At 42.5% G+C, this 26,417-nt stretch carries 18 protein-coding genes; 9 read left to right on the forward strand and 9 right to left on the reverse strand.

What is annotated here, in order from left to right; translation table 11 throughout:
* Nucleotides 1-50 precede the first annotated feature (50 nt).
* From C8N29_RS13125 to C8N29_RS13135, 3 genes are all read right to left on the reverse strand, one after another.
* Nucleotides 51-3,815 carry a calcium-binding protein gene (locus tag C8N29_RS13125; protein ID WP_107866527.1) on the reverse strand — a complete coding sequence of 1,255 codons (3,765 nt, stop codon included), beginning with the start codon at nt 3,813-3,815 and terminating at the stop codon, nt 51-53.
* Between the two features lie 33 nt (nt 3,816-3,848).
* Nucleotides 3,849-5,060 (reverse strand): RCC1 domain-containing protein, encoded by a 1,212-nt coding sequence (locus C8N29_RS13130; RefSeq protein WP_107866528.1) that lies wholly within the window; start codon nt 5,058-5,060, stop codon nt 3,849-3,851.
* Between the two features lie 230 nt (nt 5,061-5,290).
* Complete coding sequence (locus C8N29_RS13135) at nt 5,291-6,511, reverse strand: RCC1 domain-containing protein (RefSeq protein ID WP_107866529.1); 1,221 nt, start codon at nt 6,509-6,511, stop codon at nt 5,291-5,293.
* A gap of 302 nt (nt 6,512-6,813) precedes the next feature.
* Between C8N29_RS13135 and C8N29_RS13140 the strand changes: the two genes are divergently transcribed.
* Nucleotides 6,814-7,110, forward strand: coding sequence for a hypothetical protein (locus C8N29_RS13140; protein WP_107866530.1), 297 nt, complete (start codon nt 6,814-6,816; stop codon nt 7,108-7,110).
* Between the two features lie 296 nt (nt 7,111-7,406).
* On the opposite strand, the gene nagZ is transcribed toward C8N29_RS13140, so the two are convergent.
* Nucleotides 7,407-8,420, reverse strand: coding sequence for a beta-N-acetylhexosaminidase (nagZ, locus tag C8N29_RS13145; protein WP_107866531.1), 1,014 nt, complete (start codon nt 8,418-8,420; stop codon nt 7,407-7,409).
* Nucleotides 8,421-8,599: 179 nt separating this feature from the next.
* On the opposite strand from nagZ, the gene C8N29_RS13150 reads away from it, so the two are divergent.
* Entirely contained in the window at nt 8,600-10,723 is a 2,124-nt protein-coding gene (locus tag C8N29_RS13150) for a carboxy terminal-processing peptidase (RefSeq protein ID WP_107866532.1), read from the forward strand.
* Here C8N29_RS13150 and C8N29_RS13155 read toward each other — a convergent pair.
* Nucleotides 10,689-11,069 (reverse strand): gamma-glutamylcyclotransferase family protein, encoded by a 381-nt coding sequence (locus C8N29_RS13155; protein WP_107866533.1) that lies wholly within the window; start codon nt 11,067-11,069, stop codon nt 10,689-10,691. The two genes, C8N29_RS13150 and C8N29_RS13155, sit on opposite strands and share 35 nt — an antisense overlap.
* Between C8N29_RS13155 and C8N29_RS13160 the strand changes: the two genes are divergently transcribed.
* The gene (locus C8N29_RS13160; protein ID WP_107866534.1) at nt 11,068-11,652 is read left to right on the forward strand and encodes a Maf family protein; all 585 of its coding nucleotides are present in this window, start codon (nt 11,068-11,070) and stop codon (nt 11,650-11,652) included. The genes C8N29_RS13155 and C8N29_RS13160 overlap by 2 nt on opposite strands.
* 19 nt (nt 11,653-11,671) lie before the next feature.
* Here the strand turns inward: C8N29_RS13160 and nirD are convergent, their stop codons facing one another.
* The 4 genes from nirD to C8N29_RS13180 all read right to left on the reverse strand — a co-directional run bounded on the left by nirD (nt 11,672) and on the right by C8N29_RS13180 (nt 18,739).
* Nucleotides 11,672-11,995, reverse strand: a complete 324-nt coding sequence (gene nirD / locus C8N29_RS13165; RefSeq protein WP_107866535.1) for a nitrite reductase small subunit NirD — start codon at nt 11,993-11,995, stop codon at nt 11,672-11,674.
* Nucleotides 11,996-12,138: 143 nt separating this feature from the next.
* Nucleotides 12,139-14,667 carry a nitrite reductase large subunit NirB gene (gene nirB / locus C8N29_RS13170; RefSeq protein WP_107866536.1) on the reverse strand — a complete coding sequence of 843 codons (2,529 nt, stop codon included), beginning with the start codon at nt 14,665-14,667 and terminating at the stop codon, nt 12,139-12,141.
* A 176-nt stretch (nt 14,668-14,843) separates the two neighbouring features.
* Entirely contained in the window at nt 14,844-17,528 is a 2,685-nt protein-coding gene (locus C8N29_RS13175) for a nitrate reductase (RefSeq protein WP_107866537.1), read from the reverse strand.
* An 11-nt stretch (nt 17,529-17,539) separates the two neighbouring features.
* Nucleotides 17,540-18,739 (reverse strand): NAD(P)/FAD-dependent oxidoreductase, encoded by a 1,200-nt coding sequence (locus C8N29_RS13180; RefSeq protein WP_107866538.1) that lies wholly within the window; start codon nt 18,737-18,739, stop codon nt 17,540-17,542.
* Between the two features lie 389 nt (nt 18,740-19,128).
* On the opposite strand from C8N29_RS13180, the gene C8N29_RS13185 reads away from it, so the two are divergent.
* The 6 genes from C8N29_RS13185 (at nt 19,129) to lipB (ending at nt 26,086) form a co-directional block, all read left to right on the forward strand.
* Nucleotides 19,129-20,718 (forward strand): MFS transporter, encoded by a 1,590-nt coding sequence (locus C8N29_RS13185; protein ID WP_239987170.1) that lies wholly within the window; start codon nt 19,129-19,131, stop codon nt 20,716-20,718.
* 140 nt (nt 20,719-20,858) lie between these two features.
* Nucleotides 20,859-22,556 (forward strand): bifunctional protein-serine/threonine kinase/phosphatase, encoded by a 1,698-nt coding sequence (locus C8N29_RS13190; RefSeq protein ID WP_107866539.1) that lies wholly within the window; start codon nt 20,859-20,861, stop codon nt 22,554-22,556.
* A gap of 87 nt (nt 22,557-22,643) precedes the next feature.
* Nucleotides 22,644-23,798: a D-alanyl-D-alanine carboxypeptidase family protein gene (locus tag C8N29_RS13195; RefSeq protein ID WP_107866540.1), complete on the forward strand. Its 1,155-nt coding sequence runs from the start codon at nt 22,644-22,646 to the stop codon at nt 23,796-23,798.
* A gap of 292 nt (nt 23,799-24,090) precedes the next feature.
* A complete protein-coding gene (locus C8N29_RS13200) occupies nt 24,091-24,666 on the forward strand; it encodes a flavodoxin family protein (protein WP_107866541.1) in 576 nt (191 codons plus the stop codon).
* Between the two features lie 527 nt (nt 24,667-25,193).
* Complete coding sequence (locus tag C8N29_RS13205; RefSeq protein ID WP_170106990.1) at nt 25,194-25,478, forward strand: YbeD family protein; 285 nt, start codon at nt 25,194-25,196, stop codon at nt 25,476-25,478.
* A complete protein-coding gene (gene lipB, locus C8N29_RS13210) occupies nt 25,478-26,086 on the forward strand; it encodes a lipoyl(octanoyl) transferase LipB (protein ID WP_107866543.1) in 609 nt (202 codons plus the stop codon). Before C8N29_RS13205 ends, lipB begins: the two co-directional genes overlap by 1 nt.
* The last annotated feature ends 331 nt before the right edge of the window (nt 26,087-26,417 follow it).

Genomic DNA, 26,417 nt, shown 5'->3' on the forward strand with positions numbered 1-26,417 from the left:
TAAATTCAGGGCTAAAACGTTTTGCCATTTCTTCTCTCCAAACATAATTCTTAAATTAGCTTTAGAGGGAATAATTGTCCATTTAGTTGGCTAGGATCATATAACTCGTCGCGCTCCTGCCCACCCATCAATACATCATCACCTCCATTACCAAATAAAGTATCTTTTCCCTCGCCTCCCTCTAAATAATCATTCCCTTCTGCTGCCTCTGATTGCTCATGACTATCACCGTATAAAATATCATTATCTTTTCCACCAAATAAATAATCATTGCCCTCATTGCCAACTACAACATCATCATCTTCGTTACCATATAAATAATCATCTGCGCCACCGCCAAACAGAGTATCATTTCCCTTTTCACCATATAAAATATCATGACCATAACGACTGCTATTGATAGAATCAGGTGGCGTAGTTGTACCATATAGATTTGGAAAATCTCCCAACACTAAATCATCACCCATGCCACCATACAACACATCCGACTCATAGCCACCGTATAACTTATCATTTTCTAGACCTCCATCTATTAAATCGATACCATCTCCACCAAAAATCTCATCTTTACCTTCATTTCCATACAAATAGTCATCACCACCACGCCCATATAAATAATCGTTATCTTTATTTCCATATATTTTATCAATACCACCCGAACCTATCAGAAAATCATCGCCATCACCGCCATATACATCGTCATTATTTATAAGGCCTTCATATCGCAAATCCAAGAAATAGTTATATTCATCTGTCAACTCAAAATAGACTTCTGGGCTATATGTACTATATAACATATACTTTTCGCCTGAAATCTCGGCATAAATTTTTATAACTGGTAATAACACATCTAAATTTTCATCTATACCATTAAAATAAATGGTATAACTTTCATTTTCCGTATCTAAAACACGTTCAATTTTATAACTAATATTATCAAACTCATCTGCAAATTGTCCTTCAGCGGGATTCTGTGTATGAATAGAGGACAAAGGTATTTTTCTATCTAATCCCCAAGAGTAAAAACTGACGGGTATTTTTAAGGCACTAAAAATAACATCATCCCCACTGTCTCCATATAAAATATCGTCACCATCACCACCAAATATTATATCGTCGTCACCATTACCTTCGATATAATCATCACCCGATAGGCCAATTAAAAAATCTCCGCCAATGCCTCCATATAACTTGTCATTATTGACTGTACCATATAAATAATCATTACCCTCTAAACCATATACATGATTTGATATTTCAATAATATTATTTTGGTTCGTCCCTTGTTTGGCTGGGTCAGACACATTAATGACTCGCTCCTGTTCACCCCCAGAAAAAGTCAAACCAAATTGCGATTGTTGAAAATTTGAGATAACTATTTGATTGTTATGCTGACCTATTAAGACGGTAGTCAAATTTCCCTCTTCATTAGAGAGTCGACGTATTTCTTGACCTGTATTACTTTGCCATAATTTCTTTTCGTTATTGTAATCAGTGACAGCCAATGTCACATTTTGTATCACGATTTTACCGTCGCTATCCTCAATTAAATCTACACCTTCAAGCTGAGTATAGCTATACGTATCATTGCCATTGCCGCCGCGTAATAAATCATGATGCAAACCACCGACTAGCGTATCGTCACCTTCGCCTGCTTGTACAACATCGTTATCCGCTCCTCCTAACAGACTATCATTTCCTGTGTACCCCAAGAGATAATCGTTGCCAGCCTCGCCTTTTAAGATGTCATTACCACCATAAGCGGCTAAATAATCGTTGCCACTTTCGCCTATTAATGTATCTTCATACGCCCAAACTGTATCACTAAATATTAAATCATTACCTTCACCCCCTTTTGCCGTTGTTAATATCCCTTTACCACCGACAATAAGGTCATTCCCCGCCTCACCAAATAACTCATCTTCACCTTCTCCACCGTATAAGTAATCATTGCCTTTACCGCCATGTAAAATATCATCTCCGAGTTGACCGAGCAGAATGTCGTTACCATCGTCTCCGTCTAAAGTATCATTTTCTTTACCGCCATCTAATAAATCATCACCTAACCCTCCTTTTAAGGTGTCGTCGCCAGAATGGCTATATAATTTATCGTGGTCTTCCCCACCGTCCAATGTATCTTTTCCTGCACCGCCTTCTAAGGTGTCGTTGCCCTTGTCTCCTTTGAGACTATCATCACCTGTCATACCGACTAAAATATCACGTCCTTCTCCGCCGTCTAAGGTATCATCACCTTCGCCACCTTCTAAATAATCCTCTTCTTCCAGACCATATAAAACATCATTGCCTTGATGACCAAATAAGTAGTCTTTATCATCACCTCCCGTAAAATTAGCATTGTTTTTGTCGGCAAATTTTGTATAACGTGTTTTTTCGACCATAGGGCTGTCAGGGTCGTTTAAACTTCGGCTCGTTGTTGACATATCTTTAACAATCACTCGTTCATTATTAATGATTGCTTCATAATAATAGTTATATTCACCTTCATGTGTCATAAAACCTCTATTTTGAATATTGGCTTTAATCTGTGTATTTAACATCTCATGACGTTTTTCTAGCCACTCTAAGGTGAGTGTGCCTTTTTCGGTATCTGCATCGTAAAGGTCTAACTCTTGATGTTCATTAAATACTTGATACATCGTCTCAGTATTTGCCGAATCGCTACTTTCAACAAAAAATGGATTTAAGACCTGCAAAGCATAACGATAGGCAATATTATTAGGAATTTGTGCATTAAATAATTGCAGCTCCCCTTGGTTTGTAAAACTGACGAGAGGAATTATTTTTAGGGCTTGGGCAGTGGTTGCTAAATCGTTAACCATTGCGTATATTGCTTCGTGCATCGCATTATTATTGTTTGCAGAAACATTTAGTAAATCAACTTTATCTTTAGTGGTTTGTTGAAAAATAGTCAATGATTTGGTTAACAGTGTACCAAAGACTTTGACTAAAGCATCATTCTCTATCAAACCATCTTTGCTCATCGCTTCATGTATGCCATTAAGCTCTGCTAAAGTAATGTCACTATCGACCATGCCCATGAGATTATAAACCGCTAATGCGTCTGTTAAATTAGCAATACTATGACCTTCTAGCCCACCCACGCCACCCAATCCGATAACATCGGTATTGACAGGAATTCTCACTCCACCATAAACACCTGTGGCAGAGGTAACAGTTAACCCTTCCACAGTATAATAGTTTTCTATAGGCAACGAAGGACTCACAGTAATTGGTTCATAACCAAGTGCTACTAGCCCAGCGTTAACAATAGACCCCGTCAGTGCGACATTAAAAATACCTGCACCGTTAAACGTGTAAGTTTTATCAATAAATATCCCATTTTCATCAGGATTTTGTAGCACCACTGATAAATATCCACCTAAGCTATGCCCTGTTACAGTTAGAAGATTGCCATTCACTTTAACCAATGCCTGCTCAAAATACGCTTGCATAACGGGTAGCTGCTGATTTGCCCCCGAAATAGCCAACAATAAATCAGCAAATAAGTCAGAGGGGCTAGTTGGCTCTGTTCCTCGATTGGCAAAGATATATTTATTTTGATTATCATTTTCGACAATGCCTACAAACAACGCGCCATTATAACCACTCACATTATCCCCCATGTTATAAGTCTCAACGACTTTATAGCGTGTGGACAAATATGTGGCTAAGGCTGGCGGCCAACCTGTCAAACTGGCTGCAAATACCTCAGGCGTAGTATTGGCGGTCAAATTTTTGTAGACGGCATTAGCCAATAAAGCATGGTCAAAAATGGCTTGAATTTGAGTATTCATTGGTATTCATCCTTTTTGTGAGTATCGAGTGTGTTATTTCCACATCCATAAAGAACGTACAGGGGCTGTCCAGTGTGCGTGTGTTTGTTTTTGAAAAGAGTTGGTGATGGGTTTGGCATCGCCTCTTATGCCACCTGTATCGTTGCCCCATGCCCATACTGTGCCGTCTTTAGACAAGGCAAAGGAGCAACAGTAAACATCAACAATATCTTTGTCTGATGTCATGATACGTGGGTAAAACTGTGAGTAAATATTATTTCCAGAAAAAGTTTTATCAATATTGATACCAGCAATGTCCCCCCATTGCCACACACGACCTTTTTCGTCTAAGGCGGTATAAGTATCTATTTTTATAATACGTCCTATTTGCGTAATTAACTGTGGATTGTCTTTATAATGAGCGTACCGCCCCTGTTGAGCTAATTCACCTGAATAATTAGTGCCTAGTGCATAAACCCTGCCTGTATCTAGCAAAAAATAAGTATTGCTATAACTCATGGCAACATCAACAACGCGACTATTAAATGTGGGCTCATAGAGTGTTTTTGTTTGCCACAATTTAACTTGACCTGTGTTAAGTAACATACCAAAGCCATTGGTATGGTCTGTCATAATTTTAACTGCGTTTTTATCATGCACAACCACAACAGGAAAAATATATTTTGATTGAGTTTCTTTTTTCATGATTTCTAACGCACTCCCCCAGCCCCATACGCGTCCCTCTTTATCCAACGCCAACGAAAAACTACTACCTGCGGCAATACTCACCACATCCTTTAACTCAGGGACTTGTTTAGGCGTGAGTTGCTGAGCGCTAAAACGTATATTAGGTTCTTTTCCATAAGGTATACCCTCCTCCTTATAACCTAATTGTCCTTTTTTGTTATCTCCCCAACTCCATACCGTGCCGTCTTTACGTAAGGCCAACACATGCTCACTGCCTACCGCCACTTCTAAAAAATTAGTCATATTAGGTATAGCTTGTGGCGTACCTCGACTTTCAAACTTACCAAGTCCAAGCATTCCGTAACCCCAACTCCATACCGTGCCATCTTCTTTAACTCCTATGGCAAAACTATGCCCTAAGGCCAACCGTTTAGGCTGCGTGTTAATGGGTAAAGGCTGCTCAAAGGGGCGGGTATCGCCTTGCCCTGCAACGACCCGCCCTAGGACAGGCACTTCATAAACTGAGCGAATGCAGCCACTCACTAACAGGGCACTGAGTCCATAAAGTACATATCGCATACGCTCTCCTTCTTCATCTTAAAAGATACGGCTATTTTTATTATTGGCGTTGGGGGATATCACGCGTCACACTCCTTGTGTTAATTAGGCTTTTTACAGCTTATTGTATCGTTATTTTTATTTATCTTAAAAATGCCAGTTAGTTTTCAAACCGTCTAGCGTTATCCGTAAACTCCTAGCACTTTGTTACAAATATCAGGTGTTTGTCCTTTTTGTACATATTGAATTTATTATTTCCACGTCCATAACGAACGGACAGGCGTTGTCCAATGTTGATGCGTTTGTTCTCGCATAGACCCCTTGACTGGTTTGGCATCACCTCTTCTACCACCTGTATCATTACTCCATGCCCATACCGTACCGTCTTCCTCAAAAGCCATGGTGCAACAGTAAATATCGACTATTTTTTTATTATTTAATAAAATTTTGGGATAATACTGCGCATACTGGTTATTACCCGTAAAAATCTGATCAATACTGATACCTGCAATGCCACCCCATTGCCATACGCGACCTTTTTCGTCCAAAGCTGTAAAATTATCTATTTTAATAATGCGACTCAGTGCGTTAATTAGTAAGGGGGTTTCATATTGAGCCTTTGCTCTTTGCGCTAATCCTCCCTTAGAATTGCTACCTAATGCATAGACCCTGCCTGTATTTAATAGAAAATAACTGTTGCCAGGTATCATCACTACATCAACAACAGGCGCATCAAACTTGGGTTCTAATAGTTTGCCTGCAAACGATAGTTTCACTTCTCCTGTGTTTCGCAACAGGCCATAACTATAAGCCCCACCACCGCCGCCAATCACTTTTACTGCACGCTCATCTTGTATAATTAATTTGGGGGTCGGTTGTTTAAATTTTTCATCTACGCTAAACGTAAAAAATCCACTCCCCCAGCCCCATACCCGCCCCTCTTTATCTAAGGCCAACGAATAATAGCTACCTGTAGCTATACTCACCACATCCTTTAACTCAGGGATTTGTTTAGGTGTGAGTTGATGCGGTCTAAAACGTATGTCATTGGGTGGTCCATAAGGCACACCCTCTTCTTTATACCCTAATGCTCCTTTTTTGTTATCTCCCCAACTCCATACCGTGCCATCTTTACGCAAGGCCAATACATGCTCACTGCCTACCGCCACTTCTAAAAAGTTGGTCATATTGGGTATAGCTTGTGGAATTTCTCTATTTTCTTGCTTCCCCGTACCAAGCTCACCCTTTGACCCACTACCCCAACTCCATACCGTACCATCTTCTTTTAAACCAATCGCAAAATCACTGCCCAATGCCAACCGTTTAGGCTGCGTGTTAATGGGTAAAGGCTGCTCAAAGGGGCGGGTATCGCCTTGCCCTGCAACGACCCGCCCTAGGACAGGCACTTCATAAACTGAGCGAATGCAGCCACTTACTAACAGGGCACTGAGTCCATAAAGTACATATCGCATACGCTCTCCTTCTTAATCTTAAAAGATACGGTTATTTTTATCATTGACGTTGGGGGATATCACGCATCACACTCCTTGTGTTAATTAGGCTTGTTACAGCTTATTGTATCGTTATTTTTATTTATCTTAAAAATGCCAGTTAGTTTATAAATCGTCTAGCTAGAATCATAATATCCTAACACTTGATTACAAATAAAAATAAGATAAAAATTTATCAAGTGCTGTTAAATGAACACACTTCATACTTTTTAGATAATAGTGTTTCGGCTATGCTCACTTTAATAGCAATGAGGATTCGTATTATGGCTTATCTTTGTCGAGATTGTGGCAACCGCTCAACGAAGCAATTTCCTCAAGGCAAATGCCCTGCTTGTGATTCCTTTAATATTCTGAGTACACACAAAAGTACGCAGCAAGCGATTCGTGAACGTGAACCCAAAACACTCTTTGAAATTTTAGTTCTCACTATTTTGTGGGGCTTATTGGCCTATGGTGTGTGGGAGCGTTATGTTAAGGAAGAAACACCCAACCCAACTCCCACGTCTCTGCCCACACAAGCTCAGCAGTTTTTGCCCCCATCATCCCGAGATAACTTATAGGGTAAACGTTTAAGGCAAGCTAAATTTGGCATAAAAACCATTCACACCTTAAAAATGATGAATAAAACTGTCTCACAATAGTGTTACGGTCACCCTCGGAGGGAATGACTTTGGTTTCGGCCAAAATCAGCAAAGCCCTTTCGTGGTGCTAAACTCACCATAGATGGCTCAGTCTTGACAAAAAATTGACGATTTATGCTGGCATTTTGATGGTAGTGCACGCCACCAAAATGCCTTGAATGATTAACGAGAACACATACGCTTTTTAACTCACCGTCAAACGGTGATATTACACTTTATCTAACTAACTCACGTATAGACTCTTCTGCCGCTAGCCATTGTGGATTGTGTGGCAAATCGTTCCACTGTAATTTCGCTTTGCCTCTTAACGCATCAAAACGTGATTGATTGACAGTGCGGCGATTACGCTCTAAATACTCTAAAATCTGGATTGCGCCCTGACGATTATTACAGGCGAGTACCATATCACAGCCTGCATTTAAGGCAGCATCTGCACGGTCAGCATAACCGCCCACGACACCTGCACCTTCCATACTTAAATCATCCGAAAAAATCACGCCTTTGTAGCCCATTTGTTGACGTAATAAATCTTGCAACCAAATTGGCGAAAAGCCTGCGGGCTTATCATCTACTTCAGGATAAATCACATGTGCAGGCATAATGCCTTGTAACTCATGACATAAGGCTCTGAATGGCACTAAATCTAAGGCGTCTATTTCGGCAAAACTTCGTTTATCTACAGGAATTGCGACGTGTGAATCGGCCTCTACCGAGCCATGCCCAGGAAAATGCTTGCCTGTGGCTGCCATGCCTGCTTGATGCATCCCACGAATAAACTCGCGCAATAACGCGACAGCCACTTGTGGATTTTCATGAAAAGAACGGTCACCGATGACACGACTCAAACCACAATCGACATCTAAAATCGGGGCAAAACTAATATCCACCCCCACCGACAAGACTTCTGTTGCCATTAACCAACCACATTGATGAGCTAAACGACAGGCCTCATCTGCATTGTGGGCAAATAAATCACCAAAGGTCTTCATCGAGGGTAAACGGACAAAGCCTTCACGGAAGCGTTGTACACGTCCGCCTTCTTGGTCAACCGCTAAAATAATTTCGGGGCGAATCGCTCGAATACTGTGTACTAAGGCTTGGATTTGGTCTGGCCCTGTATAATTACGGGCAAAAAATATCAAGCCGCCCACATCGGGATGCGCCAATAACTCTTTTTCTTCGGCATCTAACTCGACACCCACCACATCTAGCATCAATGCGCCATTCATGTTCGTTCTCCTAAAAATAAACAATCTATTGTTATCAAACTCTTAGTGTTAATAATAAGCGATGATTCTGTGATTGTTATGTATTTTTTCACATTCTAGGTGCTATAAAAAATAATCTAGCTTTACTATAATCAAATAAAACCAGTAGCCCGCTGGCTCATCACTCATTAAAGAAGCTCATGTCCGTAATCTCGCGCAAACACCTATTATGGTCTGCCGCCCTTGGCGGTCTCGTATTTTTCTCTGCTGTTTTTGCCAAACAAGCAGCAGCACCATCACAACTAGAACCGACCCGCGAAGAAATTAAAGCGGCACGGATTAGTGTGGCCATGCTAAAAGAATTGCACTATGAGCATAAAAAGCTAAACGATAGTCTTTCTAGTCAGATTTTTGATAGATACATCAAAGACTTAGATAGCACACGCGGTTATTTTTTAGCGAGTGATATCCACGAATTTGAGGCTTATCGCCATCAATTAGATGATGATTTAATGCGTGGTGATTTGAGCCATGCCTTTACCATTTATGCACGCTACCAACAACGTGCCAATCAACGTATTGACTTTGTGCTTAAGCAACTCAATAAAGGCATAGACCGTTTTGATTTTGAGCAAAATGACTATTTAGAAACTAAACGTGATAATGCGCCGTGGGCTTCTTCGAGCGATGAGCTGGATAAAATTTGGTTAAAACGCATTAAATCTGCGGTACTCAGTTTACGTTTATCTGGCAAGAAAAATGAAGATATTGCCAAACTATTAACCAAACGTTACGAAACCCAACGTAATAACTTAAATCGTAATAAAGCCGATGACGTGTTCCAAGTCTTTATGAACTCGTTTACCGAGACTTATGACCCACATACCGAATATTTTTCGCCACGTTCCTCCGAAAACTTTAACATCAATATGAGTTTAACCTTAGAGGGTATTGGTGCAGTATTACAAGGCGAAGATGAATACACCAAAATTGTCCGTCTAGTGCCTGCTGGGCCTGCTGAAAAATCTAAACAACTGAAACCCGGTGACCGTATTGTTGCCGTTGCCCAAGGCAATGAAGACTTTGTTGATGTGATTGGTTGGCGTATTGACGAAGTAGTGGATTTAATTCGCGGGCCTAAAGGCAGCACAGTACGCTTACAAGTTCTCCCTGCAAATGCCGTTGATGAACATCAAACGAAAGTCATTAATATTGTCCGTAACACCATCAAACTCGAAGACCAAGCCGCTCAAAAACGCGTGATGACGATTACGCGTAACGATAAAACCTATAAAATTGGCGTGATTAAACTGCCTACTTTTTATGCAGATTTTGCCGCGATGCAAGCAGGTGACCCTAATTATCGCAGTACCACCCGCGATGTTTTAATGCTCATCAATCAACTCAAAGAAGAAAAAGTCGATGGTTTGGTACTCGACCTACGTAATAATGGCGGCGGCTCGTTAAGTGAAGCGAATTCTTTAGTTGGTCTCTTTATTGACTCAGGGCCAACCGTCCAAGTCAAAACGGCCAGTAACGAAGTCGAAGTGTATAGTGACTCTGACGGTGCAGTGGCTTATGACGGGCCGTTAGTGGTGATGGTCAATCGCCTCTCTGCCTCGGCAGCCGAAATTTTTGCGGGTGCGATACAAGATTATGGGCGTGGTTTAGTGGTAGGTTCAACGACCTTTGGTAAAGGCACAGTCCAATCGTTACGCGACTTAAATCATGGTCAAATCAAACTCACCGAAGCCAAGTTTTATCGTATTTCAGGCGCTAGCACACAACACAAAGGCGTAGAAGCTGATGTCTTATTTCCCAATATTTTACAAGGGACTGAGATTGGCGAGTCTGCATTAGAACATGCCTTACCGTGGGATACGATTTCACCCGTTCGTTATATGTCTTATGGTAGTTATCAGCGTCAACTGCCCTTGTTACGGGTAAAATCAGCTCAGCGTCAAAAAGAAGACCCTGATTTCCGTTATTTAAACGAACAAATCGCGCTCGCCGAAAGTCTCAAAAAAGATACACGTATTTCCTTAAATGAGGAAAAACGTCGTCAAGAGCAAGATGAATTAGATGCCAAACGACTTGCTATCGAAAATGAGCGTCGGAAAGCCAAAGGCCAAGAGCTATTAAAGTCATGGCGCGAAGCAGAAGCCGCCAATGACGAAGAGACGCCAGAAGACTTTAGTGACCCCAATAAAAAGGAAAAACCTGAAGATGAAGCCTTTGTCACCGAGGCCGCACAAATCTTATTAGACGCAACGGAGTCAGGCAGCAAAGCTACTCAGGATGTGGTGGCCAAACGCCAGCCTTAAGCCGTGTCAATTCCTGTGTTGAGCGTGTGTACCAATAAGTCCATGCGCTCAACCACTGTCCTGTTGCTAATAAAATAGGCGTTAATCTACGTTCATATTCGGGGTTTTCACCCAGCGCCTCTTCAAACGTATCTAACGTTGACCAAATTTCTGTGGTACAGGCATAAATATCCCCTTGCACCCAGTCCTCCCCTACAACTAATGCGGGATAGTAACTGACTTGATATAAACAACCTTTGAGTTGCCCTGCGCCAATATAATGCGCCTGTCCTGCTAACCAGTCAGCCATGTGATGGCCTGAGTGAGGCCGAAGTGTGCCATAAACAAATAAATAGGAATTTTCCATGTCCGCCTTACCTTTAGTACTGGCCTCGAGTTCAGAATCCAGACGCAGTCTTTTAGCCCGTTTAGGTATTGAGTTTAGTCAAGATAATCCAGCCTGTGATGAAAGTCAGCAAGCCGATGAAAATAGTGTCGACTTAGCCTTACGCCTCGCTATGTTGAAAGCTAAGGCATTGGCCAACAAGTACCCTTGTCATTTACTCATCGGTAGCGACCAAGTGGCCGACTTTAGAGGACAAAGTTTGGGTAAACCGTTAAACCATGACAATGCCGTGACTCAATTACGTATGTTTAGTGGTCATGCTGTTGATTTTTATACGGGCTTAGCCCTATTTAATAGCCACACACAACGTTTATATACGCATGTTTCTCACTATCGTGTCTACTTTAGGCCATTAAGTACAAGACAAATCGAAAGGTATTTACAAAAAGAACGCCCTTATCATTGTGCAGGCAGTTTCAAAAGTGAAGGTTTAGGCATTTGTTTGTTTGAAAAGTTTGAGGGCGATGACCCTAGCAGTTTAGTTGGCTTACCATTGATGCAATTAGTGACGTTTTTGCAGCAAGAGGGCTATTTTAGTATTTAGCCCTCATTGTACAAAGTGATTAAGCCCGAATATACACATACTCATCCTGCACTACTACATCATAAGCAGGTACTTTAACTGTGCTATCTTCCAAACATTCACCTGTTTGTAAATTATAGTGATGTTTATAAATGGGTGAGGCAACCACTTTTTGCCCCTGTAAATCACCGACTAAACCACGTGATAAGACATTGGCTTCGCTAAATGGGTCAAAATTGCCAATAGCAAAAATATCACCATTAGGTAATTTGAATACGGCAACTTGTTGGCCTTTGACTAAAGCACCCACGCCTAAATTGACTGGTAGTTCGGCCACTGGACAAATTTTTACTAAACTATTCATGGTATTTCTCTCTTGATGGGTCAATGACCCATCCTACAAAACTTGGTGGTTTGAAAAAATAACCCTTCGACTCCGCTCAGGGAACGTCCTTATGCGCTCAGGGCACATTGAGCGCAGTCGAAGGTAGCTGAGCGAAGTCGAAGTTAAACCTCTGCCACTGCAATACGCCCTGCTTTTTCTTGGGCAGTTGCAGGACGAATTTGGCCACGCTCTTCAACAAAGACCACGTTATTATCCACTTCATCACTATTGACAAAAGAGCGGAAACGCTTGAGGGTTTCTGGGTTGTTAATCGCCTCTTTCCATTCACAGGCAAAGGTGTCAGCCACATATTGCATTTGCATTTCTAACTCATCGGCAATGCCTAAAGAGTCGTTAATAATCACGTCTTTGAGGTAATCTAAACCACCTTCTAAATTGTCACGCCAGACGCTAGTCCGTTGTAAACGGTCGGCAGTACGGATATAGAACATTAAGAAACGGTCTACATACTTGATTAAGGTTTCGCTATCTAAATCACTTGCTAATAATTCGGCATGACGTGGTTTCATACCACCGTTACCACAGACATATAAGTTCCAGCCTTTTTCGGTGGCAATCACTCCTACGTCTTTGCTTTGGGCTTCGGCACATTCACGCGTACAACCACTCACCGCAAATTTGAGTTTGTGTGGACTACGTAAACCGCGATAACGATTTTCTAAATCAATGGCAAAACCCACAGAATCTTGCACCCCATAACGACACCATGTTGACCCCACACATGATTTGACGGTACGTAACGATTTACCGTAGGCATGACCTGATTCAAAACCTGCATCGACTAACTCTTTCCAAATCACAGGCAATTGTTCAACCCGCGCACCAAATAAGTCGATACGTTGGCCGCCTGTAATTTTGGTGTAAAGTTTGTATTTTTTCGCCACTTCACCAATGGTAATTAAACCTTCGGGCGTGATTTCACCACCGGGAATACGCGGCACGATGGAATAAGTACCATCTTTTTGCATATTGGCTAAGAAGTAGTCATTGGTGTCTTGTAAGCCTGCTAAGGGCTTTTTGAGAATATGCTCATTCCATAAAGAGGCAAAAATTGACGCAGCAGTGGGTTTACAAATATCACAACCATCCCCTTTGCCATGTTTAGCAATAAAATCTTCAAACGTACGAATATTGCCAATTTTGGCAAGGTGATACATTTCTTGACGTGAATAAGCGAAGTGTTCGCAAATGTCTTTTTTGACTTCGACACCTCGTTTTTGTAATTCACATTTTAAGACTTGCCCCACTAAAGCGGAGCAACCGCCACAACTGGTGGCTGCTTTGGTACACGATTTTAATTCGCCTAGCTCCATGACACCGCCTTCAATGGCAGTACATAAATCTTGTTTAGTGACATTATTACAAGAACAAATCACCGCGCTCATGGGTAAAGCATCAACACCCAAACCAACAGGTTTACTGCCATCGGTAGCAGGCAAAATTAAGGCTTCGGGTTTTTCTGGTAGGGTCATGTCGTTGAGTTTGAGCTGTAATAAATCGCCATAAGCATCAACATCACCCACTAACACTGCACCCAATAACTTTTTACCATCGGCAGAAACGACTAATTTTTTGTAAGTTTGGCTACGTTCATCAATATAACTGTAATTGATACTGCCTGCGGTCGCACCATGAGCATCACCAATTGACGCAACATCGACACCCATCAATTTGAGTTTGGTGCTCATGTCTGCGCCCGTAAATTGTTTGTCTTCGTTACCTAAAATATGGGTACAAGCGACTTCGGCCATCTGATAACCCGGCGCAACCAAGCCATAAATTTTGCCATCCCATAAAGCACATTCACCAATGGCATAGACATCGGGTGCATTGGTACGACAGAAATTATCGACAACAATACCGCCACGCGCACCGACCGCAATACCATTCGCACGAGCAATATCATCACGCGGACGAATACCTGCGGAAAACAAAATCATGTCAGTTTCGAGGCTAGTGCCGTCAGAGAACTTCATGGCATGACGACAATTTGTACCATCCACAATTTCAACGGTGTTACGCTCGGTGTGAATACCTACACCTAATTCGGCAATTTTTTTGCGTAATACTTTACCACCCATATCGTCAATTTGTACTGCCATTAACCGTGGCGCAAATTCAACCACATGTGTTTCTAACCCTAAATCTTTCAGGGCTTTGGCGGCTTCTAAACCTAATAAACCGCCACCAACCACCACCCCGACTTTTGAGCTAGCGGCGGTTTGTTTAATAGCATATAAATCTTCAATGGTACGATACACCAAGCAACCTTCACGGTTGTTACCTTGTACAGGGGGTACAAAAGGATAAGAACCTGTGGCTAATACTAATTTGTCATAATGAAACACATCGCCATTTTGGGTAGTCACGGTTTTAGCAGCCGTATCAATACCTGTCGCACGGGTATTTAACTGTAAGCCATAGCCTGTGTTGCTAAAAAAGTCTTGAGGGGTAACACTGAGGTCTTCGGCGGTTTTACCACTAAAAAAAGCGGATAATTGTACACGGTCATAGGCAGGACGCGGCTCTTCGGCCAAGACAATCACTTCGTGAGGAACTGTGGCTTTTTTTGCCAAGTTTTCTAAAAAACGGTGGCCAACCATACCGTGACCAATCATGACTATACGCATTGCTGTCTCCTGCTGAGTTGCTAGCTAGAGGTACTGTTTTTTCAGTACAAACAGACGGCGTTGTCTGCGAAAGAATGTAAAGGACACGTTTATTGATAACACCCACATTAGTATTATCCGTGTTTGTTGTCAGACTCACTCACTCTACTTCTCTCCTTTATAGGAAAGAGCTAAGTTTAAGCCTGAACAACCGAAATTAGGCGAGAAAGGATTTTCTGTAACTCTGGCTGACATGATCCACAATTCGTGCCAGCTTTGAGACATTTTCCAATTTCTGTCACACTTTTTAGATTATTTGTAGCAATTGCTCGTTCGATGGTCTTTTCTCCTACGCCATAACAGGCACAAATAATTCGGCCAACATCGGCATTAGGGTCGGCAGGTTTGCCCGACAATAAGGCACGACGACTGAGTTTATCTAAGGGTTGATTTAATAAAGACATTAACCATGCGCGTGGCGGTAAATTGGCTTCTGCCCCAAAAAATGCCAATGCGCTTAATTTGTCGCCCTCTAACCACGCATAACGTTGTTGACCTGCACTAATATCTTGATATTCAAGGCGTTGCCCCTGCGGTTGTTGTAGCCATATACTCGCCCAATCTAACCAATCATGCGGTTTTTGATGGTGAGCCAACTCATAACGCCAACCTTTTTCGAGGCGAATCGCCACCGCATAATCACACTCAGGTAAGGTTAAGGGCGTGTGACTTAATAAATAACCATGCCATGCTGAATTAAATTTTGACACCTTAATCGGGGTATGTTTGTTTTCGGGTTGGCCAGAGACAGGGTCAACGGCAGGATTAACTACTGCGCCCACTCTGGATTGACGCGTTAACACGCCTGTCCAGTGCATAGGCACAAACACCGAGCCTTGACGTTGGCCATCACTTAATTGCGCCCTGACCACCGCTTTACCCCATGCTGAGTTGATTTCTACTAAATCGCCTGCTTGAATGGCGAGTTTTTTTGCATCATTTGGGTGCAATTCGGCATAAGGTTCACCAATATGTTGCAACAATCTTGGCGTTAATCCTGTCCGTGTCATGGTATGCCATTGGTCACGAATCCGACCTGTATTTAAAATAAAGGGATATTCGGCACTGAGCGGATTTTTTGGCGCACGACTGGTTAAGGGCATAAAACGCGCTAAACGATTAGGCGTATAAAACTGACCTTGAGCAAACAATCGTGCTGTGCCTTGGTCTTTGTTTAAGACAGGCCATTGAATCGGCTGTAAAGCATTATATTGTTGGGTATTTAATTGACCTAAACCCACCAAGTTAAAATCGCGTAAGCCTGATTCAATATTGGCATCATTTTCAAAGGCCGATAAAGCAATATGCTCATTAAATACGTCCGCAGGCGATTGATAATCAAAACCGTCAAAACCCATGGCTTGTGCCACTTGACTTAATGCCCACCAATCAGGTTTGGCTTGGGCAGGGGCTGGCAAAAAGCCACGTTGACGCGAAATTCGCCGTTCGGAGTTGGTGACTGTGCCATCTTTTTCACCCCAACCCAAACTGGGTAACAACACATCGGCTAGGCGCGTGGTATCGGTATCGGTAATACAATCCGAGACAACAACCAATTCGCACTTTTCTAAAGCCGCACGCACTTTATCGGCATTGGGTAAAGACACCACAGGATTAGTCGCCATAATCCAGACGGCTTTAATTTTGCCCTCATACATGGCATCAAATAAATCAACCGCTTTTAGGCCACTCTTATCGGCAATAACAGGCGATTGCCAAAATCGTTGGACTCGCTCACGATGTACAGGATTTTCGATGTCCATGTGTGCCGCCAACATATTGGCCAAACCACCCACTTCACGACCGCCCATGGCATTGGGTTGACCTGTTAACGAAAACGGTGATGCGCCCTCTTTACCCACTCGACCTGTTGCTAAATGACAGTTAATAATGGCATTTACTTTGTCTGTGCCTGCACTGGATTGATTAACCCCCATCGAAAAACAGGTCATGGTTTTAGGCGTTTGACAAAACCAATCAAAGAAAGTGGCTAAACTTTGGCTATCGACACCAATACGTTCGGCTAAGGTTGATTTGTCACCAACATCTTGATTAGCAGCAGCAAAAGCCTTCTCAAAATCAACGGTATATTGAGCAATATATTGAGGGTCTAAGGCATTACGTTCGGCCAACTGCACTAATAAAGCATTAAATAATAAAACATCCATGCCTGCTTTAATGGGTAAATGTAAATCAGCGATTTCGTTAGTAGCAGTTTCGCGTGGGTCAACCACAACTATCCTTAACTCAGGACGTTGTGCTTTAATCGCTTTAATGCGTTGGAAGATAATCGGATGACACCAAGCGGTATTAGAACCCACTAAAACAATCAAATTCGCGTGGTCAAAATCATCATAATTCGCAGGCACGGTATCTGCACCAAAGGCGCGTTTATGGCCTGCCACGGCGGAGGACATACACAAACGCGAATTAGTGTCGATATTGGCTGTGCCGATATAACCTTTCATCAATTTATTGGCGACATAATAATCTTCAGTCAAAATTTGACCTGACACATAAAATGCTACCGATTCTTTACCATGTTCAGCAATAATTCGTTTAAATTCATTGGCCACTTTATCAATTGCTGTTGGCCAAGAAACGTTTTGTCCTGCAATGTGTGGCTCTAATAAACGGCCTTCTAAACTAATAGTTTCACCTAAGGATGAACCTTTAGAACACAAACGACCATAATTAGCAGGATGCTCTGTATCCCCTTGAATACTGACAATACGTTTATCTGTATCTTCTACCGTGGCTTTAATGCCACAACCGACACCACAATACGCACAAGTGGTATGCACTGTTGAGTTAATTTGCATCACTTGCACTCCTATTGACCAAACACTAAATCAGCACGAATATCGCTAATATCCTGTTGCTGTTTGATTAAATCAAAATACCAATTACCGTCTTGCACATCACCAAATAGCACTGCACCGACCAACTTATTATCTTTAATAAACAAGCGTTTATAAATGCTTGAAGAGGTATCTCTTAAGACAATGGTTTCCGCATTTGCCCCCGAAAAATCACCTGCGGAAAATAAGTTGACACCACTGACTTTGAGCGTGGTGGCTGTGGCTTTTTGCACATAACGACCAATACCAATCTCGGCAAGATGTGTGGCACACACTTTGGCTTGTTCGTATAAGGGCGCAACCAAACCAAATAACGCGCCACGATGTTGCACACATTCGCCCACTGCATAAATAGATGGGTCAAAGGTTTGCATGGTGTCATTGACCAAAATCGCTTTATCGACTTGCAAACCAATTTGTTTGGCTAACGCCACATTAGGACGAATACCCACTGCCATAATCACTAAATCAGTGGCTAAATCCTCACCATTTTTGAAGGCAATATGACTTAAGTGACCATCATCTAAGGCAACGATTTCTTTAGTCATCGCCCCCATTCTAAACTTCATGCCATTAGCTTCGAGTTGTTTTTGCAACAAATGGGCAGCTTCGCTATCCAACTGACGATTCATCAAACAAGGCATATCGTGAATCACCGTCACATCGACACCGCGTTTTAACAAACCATTAGCCGCTTCTAAACCCAATAAACCGCCACCAATCACCGCCACCCGTTGTTTATGTTGCGTGACTTCGAGCATGGTATTTACATCACGAATATCTCTAAAACTTAACACACACGCATGATTATGATTAGGAATGGGAATAATAAATGGCACTGAACCAGTTGCTAATAACAAACGGTCATAATCAAAGCTCAGCCCTGCATCGGTTAATACTTGTTTGGTCTTACGGTTAATATCCACCACCACTTGACCACTGACCAACTCAATGCCTTGTTGCAAATACCAGTCAGGGCTGTGCAGCACAATTTCAGCAAAGGTTTTTTCACCTGCCAACACAGGTGACAACATAATACGGTTGTAATTGCCGTGCGGCTCTTTGCCAATGACAGTAATGTCATATAAATCAGGCGCGAGCGTTAATAATTCCTCAACGGTACGCATACCTGCCATACCATTACCGACCACGACTAATTTTTGTTTGTTCATTGCCAATGCCTATTATCTAGGACTTACATGAATGGATGAGCAAAAGACCAAGAGCTTCCAACACTAGATTTACAAAATCTAGTTGTCTCTCTTAGCCACGTTGCTAAAGGATGAGATAAATTTTTCAGAAGTTTTAGTCATTACGCTATCAGCACGTAAGTCTAAAAAAGAATTTTCTGAAATTATTTAAGCAAAATATATGCCATATTAAAAAGAATGAATTTATCTTGTTTAATAAATAGTAAAATGCACCATTACCATGCCTTGCCTCATAAAAATGCACCAAATGCACCACAAGCAAACAATCCGCTTAAAGTAATCTTTTTAAGGCAAAACCAATAACCACAAGGTTTTAGCGTAAATGGCATAACAATTGCTTAGGGCTTCACATGATTAACGCAACGGCGCGTCTAGTCCCTCTTTCCTTTGAGTTTCATCAGCTCAATAAATCAGGGTTACACGCAAAGCCGCATCATGATTTATTGGGTTTTACCGTTGCGAGGCAGCATATGGCTTTAAAAACTATCCCACTCTTTACATGGAGTGAGCCACGAATCCGTACTTTACACTTCACTTGGCTAGCATTCTTTATTACCTTCTTAATTTGGTTTGCTCACGCTCCGTTAATGCCTGTATTAAAACAATACTTTGGTCTGACACCTGAACAAGTCAAAGCGATTTTAATGCTTAACGTGGCAATTACCATTCCTGCGCGGATTTTAATTGGCGTGTTAGTTGACAAATTTGGCCCACGCAAAAGTTATAGTTTCTTATTAGCCTTTTGTGGGGCATTGTGCTTGTTATTTGCCGCCGCTCAAAGTTTTGAATGGTTAGCGGTGATGCGCTTTTTACTAGGCTTTGTGGGTGCAGGTTTTGTGATTGGCATTCGTTTAGTCAGCGAATGGTTTCCTGCGCGTGAAGTGGGTATTGCCGAAGGTATTTATGGTGGCTGGGGTAACTTTGGTGCTGCGGTTGCCAGTATGACCATGCCCTTATTAGCCTTAGCCTTTGGTGGTGATGACGGCTGGCGTTATGCAATCGGCACAACAGGTGTCATTGCCTTAATTTACAGTGTAATTTTCTATCGTAATGTGTCTGATACACCTAAAGGTGCTACTTACTTCAAACCACAAAAAATGGGTGGCTTAGAAGTCACTAGCAAAGGCGATTTTATTTTTTATGCTTTAATGAACGTGCCATTATATTTAGCTTTAGCCTTATTAACATGGCGTTTGTCGCCCGAAGGCTTAAAGTTATTATCTGCCGAAGGTGCATTGATTGCTTATGTTGTTATTGCTGCCTTAGCACTTTATCAATGGACTAAAATTTGGCACGTCAACAAACACTTATTTACAGGTGAGCACCCTGCTGCGCCAAGCTATAAATTTAAACAAGTAGCTATTTTGAATTTATCCTATATGGCGTGTTTTGGTTCGGAATTAGCCGTTGTGTCCATGTTACCGTTGTTTTTCATTGATACTTTCCACGTTAGCCCTGTGTATGCAGGCATGACCGCAGGCTGTTTTGCGGTGATGAACTTGTTTGCTCGCCCCAGTGGTGGTTTGTTTTCTGATGCTTATGGCCGTCGTAAAATGTTGGTCATCTGCTTATTAGGTCAAACCATTGGTTATGCCGCTATGTCACAAATGGGTAGCGAATGGTCGATTGTCATGGCAATTGCCACTGTCTTAGCAACTTCTGTTTTTGTGCAAGGGGCTTGTGGGGCGGTGTATTCTGTTGTGCCGTTAATTCAACGCCGTATGACAGGTCAAATTGCAGGCATGGCAGGTGCTTATGGTAATGTCGGTGGTGTGACTTTTTTAACCATACTTAGTATGGTGAGTCCAGCAACTTTCTTTTGGGTGCTTGCTGGCATTTCGGCATTAGCTTTAGCCAGTGCATTCTTCTTAGATGAACCTAAAGGTCACATGGTCGAAAAAGACGAACATGGCAATGTGCATTTGATTGCGGTTGAATAACTTCGCTGATGTCTCTGGGTCGCCCGTTTGCACTGCCATGCACGACGGGTTCCTTCATGTTAGCTGATGCACTGCACATCCGCCATAAACCTGAATCGTAGATTCGCTTTTCATGGTATTGAGTAAATAGCAAGGATTGTATGAGCCATAAACTCACAGTGCGTGCTGCACAACGGACAGAGACAGGCCCTAAAGCCACCAATGATGACGCCTTAGGGCTACATTTACCCCAAGGGCATGGTCTTAGCGCACACACCGCTGCCGCCGCTATTGCCGATGGTGTGAGCAGTGCTGATGGAGGGCGTATTGCTGCCGAAACCAGTGTCACCAATTTTTTGAGTGATTTTTTTGCCACGCCTAGCAGTTGGTCAATAAAAACGGCTGGCTCTAAAGTCTTAGCCGCACTCAATCGTTGGTTACATGGTCAAGGTCAACATTATCAACATCATCATCAGGGCTATTTGACCACCTTTACAGCACTCATCATGCGCGGGCAACGTGGCTACATTTTTCATATCGGGGATACCCGTTTATGGCGTTTACGCGGTGAGGAATGGGAATGTCTGACTACCGACCACGCGCTTAACAGTCGTCATGGCAATCAACTGACACGAGCCTTAGGGATGGACTGGCGTATTGATATTGATTATTTAGAAACCGACTTACAACAGGGAGATATTTTTGTTTTAACCACCGACGGGATTCACAGTTTTGTGCCCGAAAAAGAGCTCAAAGCCATTATTGCGACCCATAGCGAAAGCCTAGAAACTCGTTGTGAAGAAGTATTAGCTTGTGCAGCCAGTCACCACAGCGACGATAACCGCTCTTGTCAACTATTGGAAATCATCGACTTACCCCATGCACAAGATAGTCAACAGCTTGAATACTTAGCGCCACTCACACCCGAATTGCGTATTGGCGATACCATTGATGGTTATCAGGTTGAGCAAGAAATTCAAATCAATGCCCGCAGCCATATTTATTTGGTCAAAGACTGTGCTCAGGGGCATCAGTTTGTTCTCAAAACCCCCTCGCCCAATTTAATTGATGATATTGATGCCCTCAAAGCCTTTGTCAGAGAAGATTGGATAGGCCAACGCTTTCATCATCCGCATATTGTCAATACCTATCCTGCGAGCCGTGCTCGTCATTATTTGTATTTGATTCAAGAATATCTGGAAGGGCAAACACTACGGCAATGGCGAATGACACACCCAGAAGCGGCGGTTGAAACCATTTTAGCGTTTGCCAAGCCCGTTGTGCACGCCTTACGCGCCTTGCACCGCCGCGAAACACTGCATCAAGACATCAAACCCGATAATATTTTTTTATGCACCAATGGGGTAGTTAAACTGATTGATTTAGGCAGTGCCAGTATTGGCAGCCTGAGTGATAATCTCAAATTACGCGCAGGAGCCGCCGAATATGCCGCCCCCGAATACGCGTTAGGGATTGCCCGCGACCAACGTGCCGACCAATTCAGCCTTGCCATGACCCTCTACGAATTATTGACAGCTCACTACGCTTATGGCGAATATTACAAAGACTGTCAAAGTTTGAGTCAATTTCGCAAGTTACGCTATACCAGTGCCTGCCAATACAATCCGCACGTTCCCTTATGGATTGATGCTGCCTTAGCACGTGCGTTGAGCCTGAATCCAGAACACCGTTATGCCGAGTTAAGCGAATTTCTCAACGACCTAGAACATCCTAATCCTCAACTGACCTTACACAACAAACCGTGGCTAGAGCAAAATCCTCTACTATTTTGGCAAGTGACCAGTATTCTATTATTGATAACGAATGGTATTTTGCTTGCCCTATGGCTTAAACAATAAGGCAATTTTGTCAATCAAGTTATACATAATTTATGACATGACAATGCTACACTTTGTGCCAATTTGATTTTGCTTAGGATACTATCAATGAGCTCTCGTTTTGCCTTAGCCTTAGGTTTTTCAGCCCTCGCTATCAATGTGGCACACGCAACTACCGTCATTCCCGCCCCGCCCGTCATCGAAAATAAGGCTTATGTGTTAATGGACTATGATTCAGGCAAAATTCTGGCTGAATCTAATCCTCATTTACATGTAGACCCTGCTTCATTAACCAAAATGATGACCAGCTTTTTAGTCGAACAACGGTTATTAAAAGGTCAACTCAAAGAAGAAGACCAAGTGTTAATGAGCGAAAATGCGTGGTGTCGTGGTACCAGTGCAGAGTCATGTATGTATGTGCCCGTGAATAGTTATGCCTCGGTATTAGATATGCTACGTGGCGTCATTATTCAGTCAGGCAACGATGCCTCCAAAGCCTTAGCCGAACATTTGGCAGGCAGCGAAACCGCCTTTGCCGAATTAATGAATGGCGAAGCCAAACGCTTAGGCATGAAAGATACTCAATACCGCAATGCAACTGGGCTAACCCAAGAAGGTCATTATACCTCAGCTTATGATATGGCCTTATTAGCCCATGCCATTATCAAAGACAGTAGCAAATATTATCCCATTTACTCCGAAAAAGAATTTACCTACAACAATATCAAACAAGGCAATCGTAACGCCTTATTGTTTACTGATCCTACGGTCGATGGCTTAAAAACAGGCCATACTGATGCCGCAGGGTACTGTTTAACTGCATCGAGTAAACGCGGCAATATGCGTTTGATTTCAGTGGTGATGGGAACAAACAGCATGCAAGCGCGTGCCGACCAAACCCGCGCCTTATTTAATTGGGGCTTTAGTAATTTTGAAACCGCTTTAGTACGCAGTAAAAATCAAGAACTCGCTAAACCTGTGGTATGGTTTGGTAAAAATGAGCATGTCAGTGTTGGTTTAGCCAATGATATGAACGTCACACTTGCACGCGGCGAAAAAGATAAATTACAAATTAGTTTACAACTTGCACCCTCGTTAGATGCTCCCCTAAAACAAGGTCAAGAAGTGGGTAAATTAGTGGCTACGCTAGATGGTAAAACCGTTGCTGAGCAACCTTTAGTTACACTCCAAGCCGTTGAAGAAGCTAACTTTTTTGTACGTATTTGGCATGGCCTTAAACGCTTCTTTGCCAATCTGTTCTAAAGTGTGTTCTCATTCCTCCTCTACTTGAGGAGGGATAGCTCAGTGTTTCCTTTTCAGCAACAACTTATCCATCGTTCTTAGCCTAGCTTCCTTATTTTACTCAGACTACTATCCTTTCACACCCAGACTGGCATCTGGCATACATAGGACTTACGGAGCTATCGCTTATTTGTTCACGCTTCAACCGTTATTAACGGTTTTATGTTCACAAAACGCGCTAATTTCGGTGAAATGCGTAAGTCCTGATACAGTTGACAGTTACCCTTTTGCGACCAATGTGAGGAAGAATAACATGGCTAAAATTGCAATCGCTTACCACAGTGGCTATGGCCACACCAAAAAACAAGCAGAAGCCGTTGCCGCAGGTGCACAAGCCGCAGGTGCAGAGGTTAGTTTGATTTCTGTGGCTGATATCAGTGATGCCGATTGGGCAACACTGGAAGCGGCTGATGCCATTATTTTTGGTGCACCTACCTATATGGGAAGTGTTTCTGGTGTCTTTAAGGTGTTTGCTGATGCCAGCTCTAAGCCTTGGTTTCAACAAAAATGGAAAAATAAAATTGCCGCAGGCTTTACCAATTCAGCCTCAATGAATGGCGATAAATATGCAACCGTTCAATATTTATGGACGCTCGCCATGCAACACGGCATGATTTGGGTCGGTACAGGGTTATTACCCGCTAATAGTAAAGCCGCAACACGTAACGATATTAACTATTTAGCAGGTTTTGGTGGTGCTTTTGCACAATCACCTTCAGATGCCTCGCCAGACGAGGGCCCATTAGCGGGCGACTTAGAAACCGCCAAACTTTTTGCTGCACGCGTGGTTGAAGTAACCGAGCAATTCATCAAAGGGCGGACAGCGTAATACCGCTCTACTGAACGAACCCATTGCTAAACATCATGGGCTGTTGACCTCGTGCCGATAGCCCAATTTTTTCCCAACTTAGCCTCACATCAATGTCCCTGAGCATCACCTCTACCGAAGATAGAGTAGCTGAAGATATGTACTCAATATCCTTGCCCATCACATTGCACCCAAACCGCAAAAGCCCATCGATAATTACGCCTAAAAAAAGGCCGTCAGTATAGAGTCTGTTGACGTTTTGTGTGTGACCCGCGTTACTGATAAAAATTTACTCAGGCAAGGCACAAAACACAGCGAATAGTGATTCTATTGGCCAGTTTTGTCACGTAAAATGAGTCAATTTTTAGCGCAACCCAAAGGGAAAGAACGATTTTTTGAGGCTACTTTGTTGTTAATCGCTTATTTGGAATAACCAAACTACGCGATTCACGCCGCGCACCCTCTAAAAAACAGCCTCTTTCGCAACCACAATTAAAATGTCAATAGACCCTATAATAGAGTTTGTTGACTTTCTGTTAGGTACTTTTATGACAAGCCCCGAAATCACCGTCCAAAATATTGACGCATGGGAATTGCCACGTCGCCACACCTTTAAGGTCTTAGGTGAAATGCGTTATCCGTTGGCGCAAGTTGTAGCCGATATTGCCGTCAAACACTGTCAAGGTTTTGAGGCCAAAGACCTCACTATGCGCGCCTCCAGTGGCGGCAAATATCTGTCAGTGACAGTAAACCTTTATCTAGAAACCCGTGAGCAAATCAATAATTTATATGCTGATTTTAATGCCGCCCCCGAAATTAAATTGGTTTACTGATGTTGATTATTCGTGACTTAGGACAGGTTGATTTTGTAGACACATGGCAAAAAATGCGCGCATTTACTGACAGCCGTGACGCAGATACACCTGATGAATTATGGTTACTCCAGCATCCTGCGGTATTTACCTTAGGTCAAGCGGGCAAACATGAACATATTCTCAATCAGACTGCTATTCCTATCGTACAGACTGACCGTGGCGGCCAAGTGACCTATCACGGTTTAGGGCAATTAGTGGGTTATTGTTTATTTGATGTCAAACGTCTACAGCTTGGCGTGAGAGAACTGGTTGAAGGCCTTGAAGATTGTTTAGTCAATATCTTACTGACACTCAACATTCCCGCTTATGCCAATCGCCAAGCGCACGGTGTTTATGTAGAGGGTAAAAAAATTGCTTCTTTAGGTCTACGTATTCGTAAAGGTTGTAGTTACCACGGCTTTGCTCTGAATGTAGACATGGATTTAACCCCCTTTCTTAGTATAAATCCTTGTGGTTATCAGGGGCTAGAAATGACACAAGTTAATGCTCTGTGTACTCGACCCTACTCACTAAGTGAATTAGGACACCTTGTTACAGAGCAAATACAAAAGCGCTTTTATCCGTAAATTATGGGATTCTGTCGGCAAAAAATAGTAGAACAATTAGATTTCAATTAGTTATCGTCATTATGTGATGTACTAGTCAGTTTATTTATCAGTTCGTATCTGTAGCAAGGCGGTATCGCAACACAATTTGTTACATACCCCACCCCCTTAAATCTACGATACTGTAAACACTCAAATTGAGACATCATACACGCAAGTCAGCTAAGCTGCATTGCTCAATGCTGTATACATAACTAAAGATGACCAATATGATGGGCGTCAAGACCACCACAGACCACAGCCCCGTCATATCAATAACAATCATCGCTTTGCTGGGAAGCAAAAGCTCCAC

Origin of the sequence: Agitococcus lubricus (genome assembly GCF_003051055.1) — a bacterium.
In the GTDB taxonomy this organism is placed as follows: Bacteria; Pseudomonadota; Gammaproteobacteria; order Pseudomonadales; family Moraxellaceae; genus Agitococcus; species Agitococcus lubricus.